The sequence below is a fragment of the Amycolatopsis sp. SB7-3 genome, assembly GCF_041021335.1.
GTDB classification, from domain to species: Bacteria; Actinomycetota; Actinomycetes; order Mycobacteriales; family Pseudonocardiaceae; genus Amycolatopsis; species Amycolatopsis japonica.
In genome coordinates this window covers 230,841-250,452 of sequence record NZ_JBFPJQ010000006.1, presented here as the reverse complement: position 1 = coordinate 250,452, position 19,612 = coordinate 230,841, and the positions used below count along the sequence as shown (strand labels likewise).

At 70.9% G+C, this 19,612-nt stretch carries 20 protein-coding genes; 4 read left to right on the top strand and 16 right to left on the bottom strand.

Annotated elements, in window-relative coordinates:
* Positions 1–33 precede the first annotated feature (33 nt).
* From infB to rimP, 4 genes are all read right to left on the bottom strand, one after another.
* A complete protein-coding gene (gene infB / locus AB8M46_RS33900) occupies positions 34–3,039 on the bottom strand; it encodes a translation initiation factor IF-2 (protein WP_037343054.1) in 3,006 nt (1,001 codons plus the stop codon).
* A gap of 145 nt (positions 3,040–3,184) precedes the next feature.
* Entirely contained in the window at positions 3,185–3,487 is a 303-nt protein-coding gene (locus AB8M46_RS33895) for a YlxR family protein (RefSeq protein ID WP_052120881.1), read from the bottom strand.
* A gap of 23 nt (positions 3,488–3,510) precedes the next feature.
* Positions 3,511–4,551, bottom strand: a complete 1,041-nt coding sequence (gene nusA / locus AB8M46_RS33890) for a transcription termination factor NusA (protein WP_037343050.1) — start codon at positions 4,549–4,551, stop codon at positions 3,511–3,513.
* A complete protein-coding gene (gene rimP / locus AB8M46_RS33885; protein ID WP_037343048.1) occupies positions 4,548–5,087 on the bottom strand; it encodes a ribosome maturation factor RimP in 540 nt (179 codons plus the stop codon). The genes nusA and rimP overlap by 4 nt, the downstream gene beginning before the upstream one ends.
* A gap of 135 nt (positions 5,088–5,222) precedes the next feature.
* Between rimP and AB8M46_RS33880 the strand changes: the two genes are divergently transcribed.
* Positions 5,223–6,152 (top strand): ferritin-like domain-containing protein, encoded by a 930-nt coding sequence (locus AB8M46_RS33880; RefSeq protein WP_394362856.1) that lies wholly within the window; start codon positions 5,223–5,225, stop codon positions 6,150–6,152.
* Positions 6,153–6,245: 93 nt separating this feature from the next.
* On the opposite strand, the gene AB8M46_RS33875 is transcribed toward AB8M46_RS33880, so the two are convergent.
* The 5 genes from AB8M46_RS33875 to AB8M46_RS33855 all read right to left on the bottom strand — a co-directional run bounded on the left by AB8M46_RS33875 (position 6,246) and on the right by AB8M46_RS33855 (position 10,878).
* Positions 6,246–6,866 carry a hypothetical protein gene (locus AB8M46_RS33875; protein WP_037343044.1) on the bottom strand — a complete coding sequence of 207 codons (621 nt, stop codon included), beginning with the start codon at positions 6,864–6,866 and terminating at the stop codon, positions 6,246–6,248.
* An 88-nt stretch (positions 6,867–6,954) separates the two neighbouring features.
* Positions 6,955–7,974 (bottom strand): aminotransferase class V-fold PLP-dependent enzyme, encoded by a 1,020-nt coding sequence (locus AB8M46_RS33870; RefSeq protein WP_394362855.1) that lies wholly within the window; start codon positions 7,972–7,974, stop codon positions 6,955–6,957.
* A gap of 10 nt (positions 7,975–7,984) precedes the next feature.
* Complete coding sequence (locus AB8M46_RS33865; RefSeq protein ID WP_394362854.1) at positions 7,985–8,746, bottom strand: isocitrate lyase/phosphoenolpyruvate mutase family protein; 762 nt, start codon at positions 8,744–8,746, stop codon at positions 7,985–7,987.
* A gap of 117 nt (positions 8,747–8,863) precedes the next feature.
* The gene (locus AB8M46_RS33860) at positions 8,864–10,369 is read right to left on the bottom strand and encodes a PH domain-containing protein (RefSeq protein WP_394362853.1); all 1,506 of its coding nucleotides are present in this window, start codon (positions 10,367–10,369) and stop codon (positions 8,864–8,866) included.
* Positions 10,366–10,878, bottom strand: a complete 513-nt coding sequence (locus AB8M46_RS33855; protein WP_052120879.1) for a PH domain-containing protein — start codon at positions 10,876–10,878, stop codon at positions 10,366–10,368. Before AB8M46_RS33855 ends, AB8M46_RS33860 begins: the two co-directional genes overlap by 4 nt.
* An 83-nt stretch (positions 10,879–10,961) precedes the next feature.
* On the opposite strand from AB8M46_RS33855, the gene AB8M46_RS33850 reads away from it, so the two are divergent.
* On the top strand, positions 10,962–11,582 hold the full coding sequence (locus tag AB8M46_RS33850; RefSeq protein ID WP_037343040.1) for a TetR/AcrR family transcriptional regulator: 621 nt from the start codon (positions 10,962–10,964) through the stop codon (positions 11,580–11,582).
* Here the strand turns inward: AB8M46_RS33850 and AB8M46_RS33845 are convergent.
* A complete protein-coding gene (locus AB8M46_RS33845) occupies positions 11,565–12,218 on the bottom strand; it encodes a GPP34 family phosphoprotein (protein WP_394362852.1) in 654 nt (217 codons plus the stop codon). The genes AB8M46_RS33850 and AB8M46_RS33845 overlap by 18 nt on opposite strands.
* 2 nt (positions 12,219–12,220) lie before the next feature.
* Positions 12,221–13,675 (bottom strand): ArnT family glycosyltransferase, encoded by a 1,455-nt coding sequence (locus AB8M46_RS33840; protein ID WP_394362851.1) that lies wholly within the window; start codon positions 13,673–13,675, stop codon positions 12,221–12,223.
* A gap of 113 nt (positions 13,676–13,788) precedes the next feature.
* Here AB8M46_RS33840 and AB8M46_RS33835 point away from each other — a divergent pair, with 113 nt between their 5' ends.
* Positions 13,789–14,997, top strand: a complete 1,209-nt coding sequence (locus AB8M46_RS33835; protein ID WP_394362850.1) for a sensor histidine kinase — start codon at positions 13,789–13,791, stop codon at positions 14,995–14,997.
* Positions 14,994–15,644 carry a response regulator transcription factor gene (locus AB8M46_RS33830; RefSeq protein ID WP_125737204.1) on the top strand — a complete coding sequence of 217 codons (651 nt, stop codon included), beginning with the start codon at positions 14,994–14,996 and terminating at the stop codon, positions 15,642–15,644. The genes AB8M46_RS33835 and AB8M46_RS33830 overlap by 4 nt, the downstream gene beginning before the upstream one ends.
* Here the strand turns inward: AB8M46_RS33830 and AB8M46_RS33825 are convergent.
* Genes AB8M46_RS33825 through AB8M46_RS33805 form a run of 5 tightly spaced genes read right to left on the bottom strand, consistent with a single transcriptional unit; the run spans position 15,634 to position 19,609 of the window.
* Positions 15,634–15,996 carry a helix-turn-helix domain-containing protein gene (locus AB8M46_RS33825; RefSeq protein WP_037343032.1) on the bottom strand — a complete coding sequence of 121 codons (363 nt, stop codon included), beginning with the start codon at positions 15,994–15,996 and terminating at the stop codon, positions 15,634–15,636. The genes AB8M46_RS33830 and AB8M46_RS33825 overlap by 11 nt on opposite strands.
* 35 nt (positions 15,997–16,031) lie before the next feature.
* A complete protein-coding gene (locus AB8M46_RS33820; RefSeq protein WP_016332589.1) occupies positions 16,032–16,613 on the bottom strand; it encodes a TetR/AcrR family transcriptional regulator in 582 nt (193 codons plus the stop codon).
* A 51-nt stretch (positions 16,614–16,664) separates the two neighbouring features.
* On the bottom strand, positions 16,665–17,102 hold the full coding sequence (locus AB8M46_RS33815) for an SRPBCC family protein (RefSeq protein ID WP_394362849.1): 438 nt from the start codon (positions 17,100–17,102) through the stop codon (positions 16,665–16,667).
* A gap of 10 nt (positions 17,103–17,112) precedes the next feature.
* Positions 17,113–17,769, bottom strand: coding sequence for a hypothetical protein (locus AB8M46_RS33810; protein ID WP_394362848.1), 657 nt, complete (start codon positions 17,767–17,769; stop codon positions 17,113–17,115).
* 49 nt (positions 17,770–17,818) lie between these two features.
* Positions 17,819–19,609 (bottom strand): CocE/NonD family hydrolase, encoded by a 1,791-nt coding sequence (locus AB8M46_RS33805; protein WP_394362847.1) that lies wholly within the window; start codon positions 19,607–19,609, stop codon positions 17,819–17,821.
* Between the last annotated feature and the right edge of the window lie 3 nt (positions 19,610–19,612).

Below are 19,612 nucleotides of genomic sequence, written 5' to 3'. Positions count from 1 at the left end.
CGCCCAGATGCGGAGGAGCGCCGCCCGTGTCACTTACGCACGCGGCTTTTCGCGCTGCTCGTAGGTCTCGATGATGTCGCCGACCTTGAGGTCGCTGTACGACCCCAGCGTCAGACCACACTCGTACCCGTCGCGAACCTCGACCACGTCGTCCTTGAACCGCCGCAGCGAGCTGATCGGCAGGTTCTCGGCGATGACGGTCGCGTCGCGGAGCAGACGGGCCCGCGCGTTGCGGCGGATCTCGCCCGAGACGACGAGACAACCGGCGATGGTGCCGATCTTCGACGACTTGAAGACGTCGCGGATCTCCGCCTTGCCGAGCTCGACCTCTTCGTACTCCGGCTTGAGCATGCCCTTCAGAGCCTGCTCGATCTCCTCGATCGCCTGGTAGATGACCGTGTAGTACCGGACGTCGACGCCCTCGCGGGTGGCCCGCTCGGTCGCCTTGCCCTGCGCACGGACGTTGAAGCCCAGGACGATCGCGTCGGACGCGGTCGCCAGGTCGATGTCGGACTCGGTGACGCCACCGACACCGCGGTGCACGACGTTGAGTTCGACGTCGTCGCCGACCTCGAGCTGCACCAGCGAGGCTTCGAGCGCCTCGACGGTACCGGAGTTGTCACCCTTGATGATCAGGTTGAGGCTGTTCGTCTCCTTCAAGGCGGAGTCGAGGTCCTCGAGGCTGACCCGCTTGCGACGCGACGCGTTGAGGGCGTTGCGCGTCCGGGCGGAGCGGCGCTCGGCGATCTGCCGGGCGACGCGGTCCTCGTCGACCACCAGGAAGGTGTCGCCCGCACCCGGCACCGAGGTGAACCCGATGACCTGGACGGGACGCGACGGGTACGCCTCGGTCACGTCGACGTTGTGCTCGTCGACCATCCGGCGGACGCGGCCGTAGGCGTCACCCGCCACGACCGAGTCACCGACGCGCAGCGTGCCTCGCTGGACCAGCACCGTGGCCACCGGACCGCGACCGCGGTCGAGGTGGGCCTCGATCGCGACACCCTGGGCCTCCATGTCCGGGTTGGCCCGGAGGTCCAGCGCGGCGTCGGCGGTCAGCAGGATCGCCTCGAGCAGGCCGTCGATGTTGATGTTCTGCCGCGCGGAGATCTCGACGAACATCGTGTCGCCGCCGTACTCCTCGGCGACCAGGCCGTACTCGGTCAGCTGCTGCCGGATCTTGTCCGGGTTCGCGCCTTCCTTGTCGATCTTGTTGATCGCGACCACGATCGGCGCCTTGGCGGCCTGCGCGTGGTTGATCGCCTCGACCGTCTGCGGCATCACACCGTCGTCGGCCGCCACCACGATCACCGCGATGTCGGTCGAGTTGGCACCGCGGGCACGCATGGCGGTGAACGCCTCGTGACCCGGGGTGTCGATGAAGGTGATCAGACGCGGGGTGCCTTCGAGCTCGGTCTCGATCTGGTAGGCGCCGATGTGCTGGGTGATGCCACCGGCTTCACCTTCGCGCACCTTCGTCTTGCGGATCGTGTCGAGCAGGCGGGTCTTACCGTGGTCGACGTGACCCATGATGGTCACGACCGGCGGACGGACCTGCAGATCCTCTTCCTCACCCGCGTCTTCGCCGTAGGTGATGTCGAAGGTCTCGAGCAGCTCCCGGTCCTCTTCCTCGGGACTGACGACCTGAACGTTGTAGTTCATTTCGCCGCCGAGCAGTTCCAGGATGTCGTCGGACACCGACTGCGTCGCGGTGACCATCTCGCCGAGGTGGAAGAGCACCTGCACCAGCGAAGCCGGGTTGGCGTCGATCTTCTCGGCGAAGTCGGTCAGCGAGGCACCACGCGGCAGGCGGATCGTCTCGCCCTGCCCCTTGGGCAGACGGACACCACCGACGCTGGGCGCCTGCATGTTGTCCATGTACTCCTGGCGCTTCTGCCGCTTCGACTTGCGGCCCTTGCGCGAGGGACCACCGGGACGCCCGAAGGCACCCGCGGTACCGCCACGGCCACCGGGGCCGCCACGACCGCCGCCACCACCGCGGAAGCCGCCGCCACCGGCCGGGGCGCCGCCCCCACCGGGACCGCCGCCACCGGGACGGAAACCGCCGCCACCGCCGCCGGGACGGAAACCGCCACCGCCGCCGCCACCGGGACCGCCGCGGAAACCTCCGCCGCCGCCACCGGGACCGCCACGAGCGCCGCCGCCGGGGCCACCGCGGGCTCCGCCGCCGGGCCCACCGCGGCCGCCACCGGGACCACCGGCCGGACGGGCCGGGCGGCCCGGCATCATGCCGGGGTTCGGGCGCGGGGGCATGTTGCCCGGGCTCGGCCGGTTACCGCCGGGCGCGCCGCCACCGGGGCGGGGAGCCGGACGGTCGCCGCCCTGGCCGCCACCGGGACGCGGCGGACGGCTGTCGCCGCCCTGCTGGCCGCCACCGGGACGGGGGCCGGACGGACGCGGGGCCGGGGAACCGGAACCCACACCGAACGGGTTGTTGCCGACGCGCGGGGTGCGCGGGCCGGGCTTCGGGCCGCCGGGCTTCGGGCCCTGCGGCTTGGGCGGCACGACCGAACCCTGCGACGGCGTCTGGGACGCGGGCGGGGTGGCCGGTGCCGCCGGGGTCTCCTTCTTCGGCTCGGCCGGAGCGGCCTTCGCCGCCGGAGCGACCTCTTCCTTCGGCGCCGGCGGCCGGGGGCCGGGGCGCGGACCCGGGCGGGCACCCGGGGTGGCGGGACGGGACGGCTGCTGGGCCGGAGCCGGAGCCGACGGGGCTTGGGCGGACGCCGCGGGGGCGGCCGGGGCCTCGGTCTTCGCCGCGGGCGCGGGCGCAGCGGGCTTCGCGGCCGGAGCCGGGGCAGCGGGCTTCGCCGGCGGGCGCGGGCCGGGAGTCGGGACGGGCTTCTTGCTCTGGCCGTCCTTGGACGAATAAGCGTCACGAAGACGCCGGGCCACGGGTGCCTCGACGGTCGACGACGCGGACTTCACGAACTCGCCCTGGTCCTTCAACTTGGCGAGAACTTCCTTGCTGGTGATGCCGAGCTCTTTCGCGAGCTCATGTACTCGGGCCTTGCCTGGCACAGCTCTCCTCATCTGGGGAGGCCGGCGGCAGACCCGCAGACCTCGTCCTATTGTCGCGCGTTCATTGATTCAGCTTCACGGCTGACTCATGACGGGTCGACCTGCTTCCTGATTCCATCCGGCACCGGGGATGTCCCGGCGCCCTTTAGCCTTCGGCGTGCCGCTCCAGGCGTTCGTGGACACCCTGGGCGTCGAGCGACCCCGGAACACGAAGTGCTCGGGGGAACGCCCTGCGCCGCTCGGCCTTGGCCAGACAGTCCGGCACGGGGTGCAACCAGGCACCCCGGCCCGGCAGCCGCCGACGTTCGTCGACGACCAACCGACCGTCCGCCGCGACCACTCGCAGCAACTCGCCGATCAAGGCCCGCTTACGGCAACCCACACAGGTGCGAACCGGGGTTTCCCGGTCATGCTGGAGGTCGGTTCCCGGCCGCGGGCTCTGAACCACTCGTAAGTCTAGCGCTTCGACCTTCACTCAGCCGAACCGGTTGCCGCGGCGGGCCGCGCCTGCCCGGCGTGTGCTTCGTCACCCTGCTCAGGGGCGGCGTCGCTGCGGATGTCGATCCGCCAGCCGGTGAGCCGGGCGGCGAGGCGGGCGTTCTGCCCCTCCTTGCCGATCGCGAGCGAAAGCTGGAAGTCCGGCACGACGACGCGGGCGGTCTTGGCCCGCTCGTCGACGACCTTCACCGATACAACCTTCGCGGGCGACAGCGCATTCCCGACGAACTTCGCCGGGTCTTCGGAGTAGTCGATGATGTCGATCTTCTCGCCCGCCAGCTCGCTCATCACGTTGCGCACCCGCGCGCCGACCGGGCCGATGCACGCGCCCTTGGCGTTGACGCCGGGCACCGTCGAGCGGACCGCGATCTTGGTCCGGTGTCCCGGTTCCCGCGCGACGGCGGCGATCTCGACCGTGCCGTCGGCGATCTCGGGGACCTCAAGGGCGAACAGCTTGTGCACCAGCTTCGGATGCGAACGCGACAGCGTGACCTGCGGGCCGCGGTTGCCGCGCGAGACGGTGACGACGTAGGCCTTGATCCGGTCGCCGTGCTCGTAGGTCTCGCCGGGTACCTGCTCGATCGCGGGCAGCACGCCCTCGATGTCGCCGACCTGGATGACGACCATGCCGCGGGCGTTGGCGCGGGCGTCGCGCTGCACCACGCCGGCGACGAGCTCGTTCTCCTTGGCGGAGAACTCGCCGAAGGTCTTCTCGTGCTCGGCGTCGCGAAGACGCTGCAGGATGACCTGCCGCGCGGTGGTCGCGGCGATCCGCCCGAAGCCTTCGGGGGTGTCGTCCCATTCCTCGTCGGTCTGGCCGTCCGGGGTGAGGGTGTGCGCGAGGACGCGCACCAGCCCGCTCTTGCGATCGATGTCGATCCTGGCGTGCGGCTGGTGGCCCTCGGTGTGCTTGTACGCGGTGAGCAGCGCGGTTTCGATCGCTTCGATCACCGTCTCGAAGGGGATGTCCTTGTCCCGTTCGATCGCGCGCAGCGCGGCGATGTCGACGTTCACTTCGGCTCCTCCTTCGGCTCCGTGGTGGCGGCGTTCAGGGCCGACGCATCGGTTTCCAACAGTTTCAGGTCCTCGGCAGGTGGTTGCTTGAACTCGATCTCGATGACCGCCTTGGTCACCGAGGCGTAAGAGACGTCCCGGATCTCGCCGTCCACGAGCACGCGCGCGGACTTCTCCCCCGCGTGCCCGACGCGGCCGATGAAGGCCGCGCCTTCGGCCGGGGTGACCTTGACGAGACGGAACTTCGCGCGCCGCCAGTGCCGCTGCACGGTCAGCGGCCGGTCCAGGCCCGGTGAGGTGACTTCGAGCGTGTACGCGCTCGCGATCACGTGCTCGTTCTCGTCGAGCGCGGCGGAGACCGCGCGGCTGACGCCCGCCACCTCGTCCAGCCCGACGCCGTCGTCCCCGTCGACGACGACCTTGACCAGCTGACGGCGGCCTGCCTGCTGGACCTCGAAGGAATCGAGGTCGAAACCCGCGGCCTTGACGGCTTCGGCCACGATGGGCTCCAGCCTGCTGGCGAGGTCGTTGGGCACGGTGGAGCGCTCCTGTTCGGCTGTGGGCGACCCGGCGGCGTGGATCCGGGTTCGGTAGTGGACCAGCTTATCCGGTCACCCCCGCGTGACGCGCGAGCGGCGGCCCCGCACGGGGTACTGGCAGGATGGGGCGGCGTGACCGGAAGATCGACAGAGCCGAGCCGTCGCACTTTCCTGCGGATGGGGGCGATGGCCGTGCTGGCCGTGCCGCTGGCGTCCGCCTGCTCCCCCGGCTTCGACGAAAGCCCCGACCCGCTGGGCCCGTTGCTGCGCGCGGCGGAGACCGACGCGGCCGGCGCGAAGGCGCTGGGCGCCGAGGGCGAAGCGGTCGCCACCGCGCGGGCCGCGCACGCGGCGGCGCTCAAGACCGAGGTGGACCGGCTCAACCGGCCGAAGCCGGAGCAACCGGGTCCGGCGGCGATACCTCCGCCGTCGTCGCTGGACGGGCTCAAGGAACGGCTCGCCGTGGCCCGTAAACAGGCCGAAGGTCTCGTGCCCGCCCTGCCGCGCTACCGCGCCGGGATGGTCGCCTCGATCGCGGCGGGCTGCGCGGCGCTGCAGCAGAGTTCGGAGAAGCTCGGCCGCGGCGACGACGCCGGAGCCGTCGAGGTGCCCGCCGGGGTCCAGCTCGGCGGCGAGGCGGCGGAGGCCGTCCAGCAGGCGCTGGCCGCCGAACACGCGGCGATCTGGGTGTACGGGCTGGTCAGCGCGTACCTGCCCGCGGCGTTCAGCGGCGCGGTGTCGCGGGGTACGGCCGAGCACGTCAAACGCCGTGACGTCTGCGAACGCATGCTTTCCGCGGCGGGACAGGCGCCCGCCGGGCCGGAGGCCGCGTACGTGCCGCCGAGGCCGGTGACCGAGGCGAACTCGGCGATGGAACTGGTGGCGACCGCCGAAGCGGACGCGTCCGCGGCCTGGCTCGGCGTGGTCGACCGCACCGACGACGCCGCTTTGCGGACGACGGCGCTGAACGCGCTGATCGGGTCGGCGCGGCGGGGGACGGCGTGGCGGGCGGAGTTCGGCGCGAAACCGGTGGCGATAGCGATGCCGGGCCAGTCGGCCTGAGGCTCTTCGCGTCCCTTCAAACGCTAGGAAAGGACCGTTCCTTGCAAATTTTGCAAGGAACGGTCCTTTCCTAGCATCCGGAGGCGGGTCCGGTCAGCGGCGCAGGTCGCCCGAAAGCCGCAGGGCGTCGGTCGCGATCTTCTCCAGCACCGGCTTGTCCTTCTGTTTGTCGTAGAAGCCGGCCAGCACGATGGCCACCTCGGGCCCGGTGACGTGGGAGTCGTAGGCCGCGTCCTGCCCCGAGATCTTCGGCGCGCCCTGCGCCTTGAAGGTCCCGTCGCGCACCAGGTCGGACACGTTGCCCGTGCCGTCCTTGTCGGTCAGCGCCTTGAGCTGGGTCGCGGTGACCTCGCCGGGCATGGTGACCAGGACGACCGACACGAGCGCCTTCTTCCCGCCGGTCTCGGTCGTGTACAGCGCCCGCGACAGTCGTGTGCACGGCGTGTCGGTGAAGAACTTCTTGGTGTCGCCGTAGGCCTTGCTCGCGCAGTCGGTGGTGACCTGCGGGCCTTCGACCAGCGTGTACTGGAACTGGCCGGTCTTCGCCGGCGGGTCCGCGACCGGCGTCGGCTCCGGCTCGTGCCGGATCAGCCACCAGAGCAGGGCCGAGACGACCGCGATGGCGACCAGCCCACCGCCCTTGAGCGCCAGGGCCTTGGTGTCCCTAGGCGGCTTCGGCGCGGACGGCGGTCCGCCCGGCCCTGCCGGTCGCACCGGCTGAAGCCGGGTCGTTTCCGTCGGTCCCGGGGTAAATTGCGCACCAACCACGGGAACATACGGTAGTTCACGCGCTTCCGGCGGTTCACCTGAACGTGCTTATCACCCGTTCGACGTCGTCAGCCGTGTTGTAGAGATGAAAGCCGAATCGCTGCCTTCCGGCCCGGGTACCGGCCACGATGCCCGCTTCCGCCACCCGGCGGGCGTCGGCGTCGAGCGAGACGATCGCACTCCCCTGAACGGGTGAGCCGATCGCTTCGAGGAGTGAGTCGGCGAGGCCCACGCAGTGCGCGCGGACGGCTTCGAGGTCCAACGACGCGAGGTAGTCGAGAGAGGCGGCGGCGCCGACGAACGCGAGCCAGGCCGGAGACAGGTCGAGCGACCGGACGCCCTCCGCCAGGCGCAGCGGGAGCCCGTAGACGGTCTGCCAGCGGTCCTCGCCCGCGTACCAGTTCGCGGCGACCGGCACGGCCCGCTCCAGCACCCGCGGATGCGCGGCCAGCCAGGCCGCCCCGCGCGGCGCGAGCAGCCATTTGTAGCCCGCGGCGACCACCCAGTCGGCCCAGCCGAGGTCCAGCGGCCGCCATCCGGCGGCCTGGGTGGCGTCGAGCAGGACCGCCGCGCCCGCCGCCTCGGCCGCGGCCCGGAGCGCGGCGAGGTCGACCTGGGCGCCGTCCGCCGACTGGACGACGCTGACCGCGACGAGGTCGTGCCCTTCAACGCGCTCGGTCAGTTCGGCCAGCGGGACTTCGGTGACCTTCACCCCGCGGTGCGCCTGGGCCGCGAAAGGGAAGGTGACGCTCGTGAAGTCGTTCGCGGCGACCAGGACACTGGCGCCGTCGGGCAGTCCGGGGGCCACGTTCGCGATCAGCTGCGACACGGACGCCCCGACCGCGACCCGCTCGGCGGGGACGCCGATCAGCGCGCCGAAGCCCGCCCGGGTCCGCGCGACGGGCTCGTCGAAGTCGGCAGGCCGGGCCTCGCCGCGCCGCCACCGTTCGACCGCCTCCGCCACCTCGTCGGCCACGTGCGACGGCGGGATGCCGATGCTGGGTGTGTTCAGATAACCGGGCGGGACGGCGAATTCGGCTCCGAAGGTCTGCATGCTCCCGAGGTTAATGAGAATCCGGGAGCAGAGCCGCGACGTCGGCGTAGGACGGCGGGATCAGCGGGAGTTCGCCGCCGTCGCGCACCGCTTCCACCGTGCGCAGCGTGGCGGCCAGCGCCATCCGGTACGGCAGCGACCCGAGGCTGATCCGGGCGACGCCGAGCCCGGCGAGCCCCGCGACGGTGACCTTGCCGGGCAGGAAAAGCAGGTTCACCGGCACCTTGACGGCCTTTACCAGCCGTTCGACGTCCGACGCCTCGGCGAGCCCCGGCACGAAGACCCCGTCGGCGCCCGCGTCCACATAGGACAGAGAGCGGTCGATCGCGGCGCCGATGTCGGGCGCTCCCAGCCAATGCGTGTCCGTGCGGGCGTTGACGAACAGACCGGGAGCGCGGTCCTTCACGGCCGCGATCTTGGCCGCGTGCCGCACCGGGTCGCCGAGGGCGTCTTCGAGGTTGATGCCCGCGACACCGGCTTCGGCGAGCTCCACCGCCAGCGCGCCGACCTCGCCCGGGTCTTCGCTGAACCCGTCGGCGAGGTCGACGCTGATCAGCGCGTCCAGCCCGGCGAGCCGTCGCGCCAGCCGGACGGTGGCGTCCTTCGAGGACGGGGCACCGTCCGGCTCGCCCTCGGCGGCCGAAACCCCGAGGCTGGTCGTGCCGAGCGCCGGGAAGCCTTGCGCGGCCAGGAAGGCGGCGGTGCCGAACTCCCAGACGTTCGGCAGGAGCAGCGGGGAACCGGGGACGTGGAGTGCGGCGAATGCGGTCATGGCACGACGGTAGCCAGCGGACGCTTCGGTGACGGCCGAAGCGTCGGTCGCGGTGGTCGTGAGTGGCGTTTCGGGTTAGAACCCGAAACGCCACTCACGACCCACTGGACCGAAGCGTCAAGCCCGTTCCAGGAAGGGCGTCAGCAGCTCCGGCACCGACTCCTCCGCGAACAGCAGCCCCTGCTCCTCCCCCGCGTCGTACACCGAGTACGCCCCGGCACCGGCGGCCGTGGTCGCCACGACGGTCAGCAAACCCTTGCGCCGCTGGAAGATCGACTGCTTCACCGTCCAGCCGATCACGCCGTCGCGCTCCAGCGCGAACGTGCTCCGCCGCACGGTGCCGTGCCGTCCGACCAGGTACCGCCCGGTGATCCCGTGTCCGAGGTTGCGGTAGGCGTCCAGCGCCAGCAGCACCGACACCGGCAGCAGCACGACACCGAGCGCGGCGCCGATCACCAGCAGGACGTCGGTCAGCAGAAGGCCGAGGAGCGCGAAGATCGCCAGCAGGACCACCACCGAACCGACCCACCAGCGCAGCAGCCGTCCCCGCGCGGCGCGAGGGTGCCCGGTGAGCCGGACGGCTTCGGTCGGCGAGACCGGTTCGCGCAGCACCGCCGCGGCGATCCGGTTGGCCGTCGCGACCGGCGCGGCGGGCAGAAGCGTGTGGTAGTCGGTCTTGTCCTTGTCGTCGCTTTGGCGCATGCCGGTGGCGATCGCGTCGACGCGCGCCGCGCCGGAGATCCGGTTCCCGAGCGGCTCCACGAGGTCGATGCCGCGCATCCGGCGTTCCTCGATCGAGATCGAGCGCGTGGTGAACAGGCCCCGGCGCACCCGCAGCGTGCCGCCCGCCTCCCGGTCGAGCCGGTAGTTCCACCACATCTCGACCCACAGGCCCAGCGCGCCGACCAGGCCGACGAGCATCGCGATCGCCAGCAGGATCAGGATCGCCACCACCAGCGGGATACCGCGGAACAGGCCGATCACCCAGTCGATCAGGCCCTTCTGCAGACCCGCCCATTCGGAGACCTGCATGAGCCCGCCGCCCGCGGCGAGCCCCAGCGCCGGGGTGAGAAACGACATCGGCGCGTAGCGGATCCAGCTCCGGTCGAGTTCGGCCAGCGGCGCGTCCTCGTCGGTCTCCACGGTTTCCGCGCGGCGCAACAGTTCCGCGCGCAGCCGCTCGGCTTCGGCGCGCGAGACGGGGTTGAGCTTGATCCGGCCCTGCCCGCCCGACTCGTGCGAGCCGGTGCCGATGGTCACCACCGCCACGCCGAACAGCCGGTGCAGCGGGTTCGCCGTCAGGTCGACGTTGCGGATCCGGTCGCGCTGCAGGGATTTCCGCGAGCGGAAGACCAGGGTGAACGCCGTCTCCAGACGGTCCGGCGTGAGCCGGTAGCGAACCCCCTTCCAGTAGAAGAGGTCCGCCAGCACTCCGCCGACGACGAGGACCAGCCCGCCCGCCACGACCCAGGCGAGCGCGACCCAGAATCCCGCGCCGCCGCCGACGATCGCGGCCGTGGTCGGGATCGCGGCACCGACGGCCGCGCCGGTCATCATCACCGCGGTGACGGCGAGTGTCCGCTTGTCGAGCGTGTTCCAGCCCTCGAATTCGCCCGAGGTCATGTCGCGTCCCCCGGCGTCGCCTGCGTCGTTTCGGTGAGCTGCTCCGCCAGGCTCGCGGCCAGTTCGTGGTCGAGGCCGCGGATCTTGACCGCGCCCCGCGCCGACGCCGTGGTGACCGTGACGGTCGCGAGCTTGAACAGCTGCTGCAGTGGCCCGCGCAGGGTGTCCACGGTCTGGATCCGCGACATCGGCGCGACCCGCCACTCCTGCCAGAAGAACCCGGAGCGCGCGTACACCGCCGTCTCCGTGACCTCCCAGCGATGCACCTTGAACCACCACAGTGGCATCGCGATCACCCACGCGAGGCCCAGTACCGCGAACACCACCGCCGGCGTCAGCAGCCAGAACCGCGCGGGCGTGATGAGCAGCCCGAGCACCACCAGCACCAGCACCGGCGCGCCCCAGAAAAGCGTTCCCTGCAGCCGCCACCAGCCCACGACGCGCTGATCCAGCACGTTACGCGGCGGCCGCAGCCGCACCTTCCCCCGTTCGGCTTCCACCGAGTTCACCCCCGAGCTCGTTTACAATGCGATCGCATCGTAATAACCTGGACAGTAGTGGCAATGCGATCGCATTGCAAACGGCGGAACGGATGGTGAAGGTGCCGAAACAGGTGGATCACGCCGCGCGCCGTGCGGAGATCGCCGAGGCGCTGACGCGGCTGACGGCCACGCGGGGCCTCGAAGGAGTCAGCCTCCGGCACGTCGCCGCCGAAGCGGGCATGTCGATGGGCTTGGTGCAGCACTATTTCAAGACCAAGGACGAGATGCTGCTGTTCGCCGTCGAACGCCGCTCGCAGGTCTACGAGGAGCGCATCAAGGCCCAGCTGGAGGCCGGTGAACTGCCGTCGACACCGCAGGCCATCATCCGCGCGATCATGGTCGAGATCCTGCCGCTCGACGAGCGCCGCCGCGGCGACTGGCTGATGGGTGTCGCGTTCTTCATCCGCGCGATCTCCGACCCCTCCTTCACGGCCGCGTTCACCGACGGCGTCCCGCAGTTGTTCGAGCTGCTCGCCCTCCTGATCCGCCAGGGCCAGGACGCGGGCACTGTCGACAAGTCGGCCGATCCGATGCACGAGTCCGCGATCCTGTGGGCCCTCGCCGATTCCCAGGGCACCAACATCGTGATGAAGCACCGCACACCGGAAGAGGCGTTGTCCACAGTGGACTACTACCTCGACCGGCTGTTCGGTTCAGCTCCCGCCGGATGAGGACGCTGCCGACGCCCGCACCGCCCGTAGCTCCCGGAACAGCTTCCGCAACGCGGGGACCGCGTCCCCGCCACGCTCGCCCAGTTCTTCGATCCGGTCCCGGTACCGACGCCTGTCCCGGCCCGAAACGACACCGCGGAGCTCCACCGCGGCCACCAGCGCGGTGAGCGCGGCGTCCACGGTGTCCACATCGGACGCCGGCGCCGGGCCGCGCAACGCCTGATCGACCGAGGCCCGCAACCTTTCCACGACGGCCGGATCCCGCACGACCGGACGGCGCGACGGGAACAACCCCAGGATCCGGGCGGTCTTCAAGTCGATCACACCCGCCGTGTCCAGCTGGGACTCCAGCGCCTCCAAGGTGCCACGCGCGTCCTTGCGCACCCACCCCTTCCACTTGCGCGGGCTCTCCCGGCCGATTTCGGCCAAGAGCTCGTCGAGGACGAGGTCCCCGGTCGGCCCGGCGCCCGTCACCGCGACCCGGCCGTCCGCGTCGGTGACGCGGCCGCGCAGCACGAGGTCGGTGAGCGCGGCGCCGCGGATCAGCAGGCCCGCGCGCGCCCGGTCGCGCAGCTTGGCCGCGCCGACGTCGCACGCGAGCAGATAGGCCTTGGCGGGCAACGAAAGTTCGGTCATCGTCAGTGCCTTTCCAGCTTGGGCCAGATCTCGTCCCAGGAACCCCGTCTACCGTCGTACCGCCACAGCAGTCCTTCCACCACCGGGGTCACCGTGGCGAAGTATGGCTTGAGCAGCCCCGGATCGAATCCCAGGAACAGCACGCCGTCCGCCGAATCCGGCGGCCGGTCGAAATACCAGTAGCCGCGATGTCCACTGTAGACGTGGTCGATGCCGTACCGCCTGCCGTAGAACTCCGTGGCGGCGGCGAACGGATAGATCTCGGCGTAGACCGCCGTGCGTGCGCGCTGATCCGGCGGCAGGGCCGCGTACACCTCGCCGACCGCCTTGACCAATTCCTGTTGCGGCAGCTCACCACCGGCGAAGGAACTGCCGAGCGCGATCGGCCCGAAGCTCGTCCTGGCCATGGTCGCCGGATAGATCGGCAGGCCCGCGAGGGTGATCACCGCCGAAAGCACCATCACCGGCCACGCCACCGGCCGCCATCGGGGGATGTGCTTCGCAAAGCCCGTCGCCGCGGCGGCGAACGGCAGCGCGAAGACGCCCATCAGATAGTAGGAACGTCCGTGCAGCACCAGGAACGCCACGATCAGCGCGGCTATCGCCACCCCCAGGAAGCGATAGCCGCGAAGTTCGCGGGAGAGGTTCAGCCGGACGAGGCCGTAGACGAACGCGAGCACACCGGCCCCGATCCCCGCCGTCAGGAAGCCGTCGCGCAGAAAGGGCCACGTTCCGGGGAATTCCGCCGAGACGACCTCGTTCATGATCAGATACGGCCAGCCGTTCCGCGCCTGCCAGAGCAACGTCGGGATCGTCGCGACGACGGCGATTCCCGCGCCGAGCCACAGTTTCGGCCGCCGCACGAGCTCTCTCGGCCCGAGCACCAGCGCGGAGAGCAGGGCGAGCACCCAGAAAGCCGGGACGAGGAACTTCGTCTGCAGGGAGACGGCGGTGACGACGCCCGCCCAGACCAGCAGCCCGTCCCGGCGGACGCGTACCCAGCGGACGACCAGCCAGACGATCACCGTCCAGAGGAACGGATCGAAGACGTAGGTGCCGATCCAGTGACTGACGATGATCACGCCGGACGTCGCGTGGAGCCCGGCCGCGAGCACCTGGGCGCCGCGTCCGCCGCCCAGTTCCCTGGCGATCAGCGCGGTGACGACCACACCGGCGGCGGCCGCCAGGGTCATCGGCAACCGCAGCATCACCAGCGAACCGGGGAACAGGGTGTCCATCGCCCCGGCCAGGGCGGGGATCAGCGGCGGCTGGTCGAAGTAGCCCCACGCGAGGTGTTCCTTGCCCGCCATCAGGAAGTACAGCTCGTCGAAACCGTGCGCGTAGCGGCCGCTCGTGGCCAGCAGCGCGGCCCCGGCCAAGGTGGCGACGACGAGCACCGGGAGACGGGCGAAGGTCTGCTCCCGTCCTGTTCGGACGGTCTGGGTCGCGATGCTCATGTTCTCCAGTCCAGCCGAGACGCTCGCTGCCGGCTACCGGGTAAGGAGGGTCATGGGATAGACGAAAGTTGCGGATCACCCCGTCGCGGCCGCCGGGTGGTTACCGTGATCCGGTGGAGAGAAGCAGGTCGTTCCGGCCGGGCCCGGTCGACACCGGGTGGCTCACGCTGGCGGCGCTCGCGTTCGCAGGCCTGGACGTCACGCTGTACGTGTTCGGCGAACCGACGTCCGGCTGGGCGGGGCCCGCCGCGGGCGTCACCCTGCAGGTGCTGCTCGATCTCTCGCTGATCCTGCTGTTCCGGTTCCCCCGGCTGGTCGCGGGCCTGATCGTGGCGGGCGGGCTGCTGATGCTCGCCTCGGATCTGCTCTCCCCCGGCCTGCTGGTGCCGGAACGGCAGCTGACGCTGATGACCGTCCCGACGATCACCCCTGTGGTGCTGAGCCAGCTGGCCCGCCTGATCGACCGGCGGACCCTGCTGTGGCTGACCGCGATCCTGGCGGTCTGCGCGTCCCGGCCGTGGGACGCGCACTGGAACACCACCCCGTTCGGGCTGCTGAGCACGGCGCTGCCCACCACGCTTTCGCTGTATTTCGAGGCCCGGCGCCAGTTGCTGCGCTCGCTGCGGGACCGGGCCGAACGGGCCGAACGCGAACAGCACCTGCTCGCCGAACGCGCCCGTGCCGAGGAGCGGCGGAAACTGGCCGAGGAGATGCACGACGTCGTCACGCACCGGTTGAGCCTGATGGTGCTGCACGCCGGCGCGCTCGGCGTCGTCTCGGCGGACGAGGCGGTGCGGACCTCCGCCGAGGACATCCGTCGCGAAGGCGCGCTGGCGCTGGACGAACTGCGTGATCTCGTCGGGGTGCTGCGCAACGGCGCGAACGCCGGGCCGCCCACCCTGACCGAGGGCCAGGCGGGCGATCCGGCGACGCTGGTCGCCGAATCGGCGTCGGTGGGCATCCCGACCGAACTGATCGTGCGTGGCGACCCCGGGCGGATTTCCCCGACCGTCGCCCGGACGGCGTACCGGGTAGTGCAGGAAGCGCTGACGAACGTCCGCAAACACGCGCCGGGCTCGTCCGCGACCGTCGAACTCCGCCACCACGCGGACGGTGTGGACGTCGCGGTGGAGAACACGCGCGCGGGTGCCCCACCGGATCCGGCGCTGGCCGGCAGCGGTTCGAGCGCCGGGCTGGCCGGATTGCGGCAACGGGTCGAGCTGATCGGCGGCCGGTTCGCGGCGGGGCCTCGGCCGGGCGGCGGATTCCGCGTCGATGCGATACTGCCCGCCTACGTCCCGACGGCGGAAGGGGATCGGTGATCCGGGTGGTCGTCGTCGACGACGAGCCGATGGTCTGCGCGCATCTGCGGACGATCCTCGGCTCCGCGGCCGACATCGAGGTGGTCGCGCAGGCACAGGACGGCGCCGAGGCGGTGGAGGCCGTGATCCGGCACAAGCCGCGCGTGGTGCTGATGGATCTGCGGATGCCCGGGGTCGACGGGCTGACCGCCATCGAGCGGATCGCGAAACTCCCGGAGCCGCCCGCGGTCGTCGCGCTGACGACGTTCGACGCGGATACCTACGTCATCCGCGCGCTGCGGGCGGGCGCGGCCGGGTTCCTGGTGAAATCCACCCCGCCGGAGGAGCTGATCGGGCTGGTCCGGGTCGCGGCCGACGGGCATACGGTGCTCTCCCCCGAAGCGGCGCGCCGTCTGGTGGCGATGTCGGCCGACGGGCGGCGTCGCGGGGACGACGCGCGCCGGAAGACCGAAGGGCTCACCGAACGCGAAATCGACGTCCTCGCCTGTCTCGGCGAAGGACTGTCCAATGCGGACATCGCGGCGCGGCTGCACCTGGCGGAGGCGACGGTGAAGAGCTACGTGTCGCGGATGCTGGTCAAGCTGGGCTGCGCGAACCGGACCCAGGCGGGACTGCTCGCGCACGAGGCCGGTCTGGTCAAGCGGTGAGCTGACCGTCGTAGCTCTTGCGGGCGTCGAGCACCTCGCCCATGTGGACCCGGGCCCACTTGTCGAGCATCTCGAGCGGTTCGGCGAGGTTGCGGCCGAGGGCGGTCAGCTCGTACTCCACGTGCGGAGGGATCTCCGGATACGCGGTGCGCGTCAGGATCCCGTCGCGGACGAGGCTGCGCAGGGTCTGGGTGAGGACCTTCTGCGAGATGCCGCGCACGCGTTTGCCGATCTCGGTGAACCGGAGCGGGCCGTCGCCGAGCACGCCGACGATCAGCACGGTCCACTGGTCGCCGATGCGGTCGAGCAGCGCGCGGGTCGGGCAGTCGGGGTCGTACGGGTTTCCGAGCACGTGACCTCCTCACTCTCCCGGGGAGAGTAACACGCTCAACGAGAGGGAGCGGGCTGCATCAACGCCTCGAACAGCAGGATCAGATGGCGGCGGCCGCGCTCCCAGCGCGCCTCCAATTCGGTCTGGTCGCGGGTCGCCCAGCTGGCGATGAGGATGCCGCGGACGACGTCCATCGCCGTGTACACCGCGTGCAGGAACTCCGGATGCGCCGAATGGTCCGGCAGCAGGGCCTTGCCGAACTCGACCAGGCTGCTCGTCGCGATCGGCTCGACCACCGCCATCTGGGCGCGCAGTTCCGCGTCGGTCCGCGACGCCACCCACAGCTCGACGGTCGCCGAGAAGACCGGGCCCTGGTGCATCTCCCACAGCAGCTGCAACGCGTCCCCGACCGGGTCGGCCGAGGCCTTTAGCCGGTCGATCTCCGCCATCGCGACCTCGGTGCGTTTGGCCGCGAGATGCCGGATCGCCGAGGTGACGAGGTCGGTCTTGGTCGGGAAGTGGTGCACCTGCGCGCCGCGGGTCACCCCGGCGCGGTCCGCGACGCGGGTGGTCGTGGTGCCCGCGTAGCCGTACTCGACGAGACAGTCGATCGTGGCGTCGAGCAGCCTGACGCGCATCGCGGCGCTGCGTTCCTCCTGCGTGCGTCGTGGGGCTGCCATGCGCCTACTTTATGGTGCGCCGCGCGAGGCGCGCGCCACGAGGCTCGCGACCATGCGCCCGATGAAGTGGCCGAGGAAGCGGCGATACAACCAGCCGGTGCCCGGGATCTTGGCGGTGAACGTGGAATGCCAGTGGATCGCGGTGCCGTTCCGCTCGGGGGTGAGGTCGACGTAGGCGCGGTAGTCCCGCACCGGGAGCCCCTTCTTCAGCGAGTAGCCGAAGCGTTTGCCGGGTTCGAGCGCGATGACCTCTTCGCAGCTGTTGACGCCGTTGGTGCTGAAGACGCCGATGGCGCCGAGACCGTTGGCGTCGCCCTTGTCGAGCAGGCGGAACGAGCCCATGGGCGACCAGTCGGGCCAATGCTCGCGGTCCACGAGGAGCGCGTAGACGGCATCGGGGCTCGCGCTCGTGTGGCCGTGGACGGAAATGCGCTGGATCTTCGCCATGCGTTCTCCTTCACCGGGGTTCGTGCCAGGGAAAGCCATCCAGGGAGGCGGCCGCTCTGGCGAGCAGTTCCGCGTCGTCGTGGCCGTGGACGTCGTGGAGGAAGGGGAAGTCCTCTGGTCCGACGGTGAGTTTGGCGACCGGCCGGACCGGTACCGGGCTGGCGGCCTGGGTCGGCCGGATGTCCCCGTCCGCCGGTTCCAGGTCGAAGGTCGCGGACGGCAGCAGGTACACCGTTCCTGTCCGCCACGGCCGCCGCGCAAAGGCGGGCGCGCTGATCGAGAAGTGGTAGCGGGCCTCACCACTGGCCCGCACGCACGCGTTGCACATCGACACCGGCGCGCTGTCGCGATCGAGGATCGCGTAGAACATCGGCCAGATCCCGTCGGCCGCCGCGAACACCGCGTGCCTGCTGCCGAACTCCGTGATGTCCGGCGGACGGCGCGGGACGAATTCGGGGATACCCGGGTCGCCCGAGCCGTGCAGGACGAAATCCGCGCGGTCGGCGACGTGGCACAGGAACTGCCATTTCGGCGCGTCGACGTGGTAGGCGACAGGCCGGTCGGGGCCGGCCGCGAGCGCTTCGTCCAGCAGCGCGTCGAACCGCCCGCGCAGCGCGGCCGACGCCGGGACGGCGGGCCGGCGCAGCCAGAAGTCGGGCAGGCTCATGGTTACGACCTTAGCCAGACGACGCCCCTCCCCTCTCGCATTCAGAGGACTAAACGCGGGCGATGGGTACCGAGAGCGAAGTCCCGCCCAGTTCGAACGTCACCCGGGAGCCGAGCGCGGGCAGCGCCGGATCGAACATGTCCCCATCGGTCCCGCCCAGCACGAGCGCCAGCCGGTGCCCCGCCGGGACGACGTGGTCGAGGCTGCTCAGCCGGAACGTCATCGTGTACGCCTTACCCGGCACGAGCGGCTCACCCCGCCACAGTGACCGGTGATGGCCGAGGTCCGCCCATCCGGTCGCGACGATCTGTCTGTCCACAGTGGTCAGATCGGCGACGGTGTCGAGGAAGCAGCCGGTGTCCGCGGCGGTGCCCGCGCCCCAGCAGGAGCGGGTCGTCAGGTCCTTCGTGCCGAGCGCCGGCCACGTCGTGTTCCGCACGGTCGCGGGCCCGTAATCCACCAGCACCGCGCCGAGCCGCGCGCTCGGCTTGTCCGAACGGGCGGTCACCGTCACGGTGGCGGTCCCGGCCACGCGCGTGTCCACTCGCACGGGTTCACCGGCGAAGACGACCCGATCCGGGCTGGGCTGCGCCGGGTTCTCCACCCACTGTGACGCTCCGCGCGCCGGATCGTCGGTCACCGAAGCCGTGCCCGGCGACGGGCGATTCCCCAGCCCGCCCGCCACCGATGGCCACATCACGCGCGTCCCCGTCACCGGTGGCCAGCGGCGTTCGTCGGTCCAGCGGTCCGGCGTGTGCTCGACGCGGATCGCGGGTTCGGTCTCGACGCCGTTGCGGACGCCGAGCAGCCAGCGGTCGAACCAGCGGTGCAGCGTCCGCACGAACAGCGACCGGTCGAGGTCGAACGGGTCGACGTGCGCCGCCTGGTGCAGCCACGCCTTGTGCGGCACACCGTGGGCGTTCAGCGCCTCCCACCACGGCCCGAACTGGATCGGGTTGACGTTGAGATCGTGGAAGCCCATGGACGCGAAAACGCTCGCGCGCACCTTGCCGGTCTTCGCGACGTAGTCGAGCCCGCGCCAGTACTCGTTGAAGTTCCCGTCCGTCCCCGCGCGCCGCGCGTTGTCCTCTTCGAACGGACGGCACAGCTTCTCGGCACGCTCGTTGTAGAACCCGGCGCCGCCCGCCCACCCGAAGTAAGCGCCGTGGGAGTTGTGCACCTCGTAGTACGAACTGACCCCCGCGATCGGCACGATCGTCTTCAAACCCTCGATCCCGGACGCGGCCATCCCGATCGCCGTCGCGCCGTCCTGCGATTTCCCGATCGCGCCGACCGATCCGTTCGCCCAGTCCGCGCGGACCCGCTCGGGCCCGAACGGCGTGCGGAAGGCCTGGGCGCGCCCGTTGAGCCAGTTCACGACGCCGTTGCCGGACGCGACGTCGTCGAAGCACCCGGACGAGCGATTGGTGCCCCCGACGTCGACCAGCACGACCGCGTATCCGCGCGGGACGAAGTAGTTGTCGTAGAAGAGCGGGAACTGCGAGGGCGTGCCGTCGGGGAGGTACGTCTTCGGCTGGCGCTCGTTGCCGCGCCCGACCTTTTCGAAGTACGGGCTGACGTCCATGATCACCGGGACGCGCTGCCCTCGCGCGGCCGGTTCCGCCGGGCGGATGATGTCGGCGGCGACGCGGTCCACCTGCCCGTCGCGGTCGAGGTCCTGGCCGGTCTCCACCCAGGCGGTCTCCCGGATGGCCTTCTCGTAGGAGAACACCGGCGCGCTGACGCCGTCACGCAGGACGAACGCGGGTGACGCGACGGCTGGTGCGGCGGTGAACAGCAGTGTCGCCACGACGGTGGCGGTCAAGGTCTTGAGCCCCATCGT

Coding starts and splice junctions, on each gene's coding strand:
- AB8M46_RS33870 (WP_394362855.1), bottom strand. CDS start 7,974: ATGCAGACCTTCGGAGCCGAATTCGCCGTCCCGCCCGGTTATCTGAAC.
- AB8M46_RS33865 (WP_394362854.1), bottom strand. CDS start 8,746: ATGACCGCATTCGCCGCACTCCACGTCCCCGGTTCCCCGCTGCTCCTG.
- AB8M46_RS33860 (WP_394362853.1), bottom strand. CDS start 10,369: ATGACCTCGGGCGAATTCGAGGGCTGGAACACGCTCGACAAGCGGACA.
- AB8M46_RS33850 (WP_037343040.1), top strand. CDS start 10,962: ATGGTGAAGGTGCCGAAACAGGTGGATCACGCCGCGCGCCGTGCGGAG.
- AB8M46_RS33845 (WP_394362852.1), bottom strand. CDS start 12,218: ATGACCGAACTTTCGTTGCCCGCCAAGGCCTATCTGCTCGCGTGCGAC.
- AB8M46_RS33840 (WP_394362851.1), bottom strand. CDS start 13,675: ATGAGCATCGCGACCCAGACCGTCCGAACAGGACGGGAGCAGACCTTC.
- AB8M46_RS33820 (WP_016332589.1), bottom strand. CDS start 16,613: ATGCGCGTCAGGCTGCTCGACGCCACGATCGACTGTCTCGTCGAGTAC.
- AB8M46_RS33815 (WP_394362849.1), bottom strand. CDS start 17,102: ATGGCGAAGATCCAGCGCATTTCCGTCCACGGCCACACGAGCGCGAGC.
- AB8M46_RS33810 (WP_394362848.1), bottom strand. CDS start 17,769: ATGAGCCTGCCCGACTTCTGGCTGCGCCGGCCCGCCGTCCCGGCGTCG.
- AB8M46_RS33805 (WP_394362847.1), bottom strand. CDS start 19,609: ATGGGGCTCAAGACCTTGACCGCCACCGTCGTGGCGACACTGCTGTTC.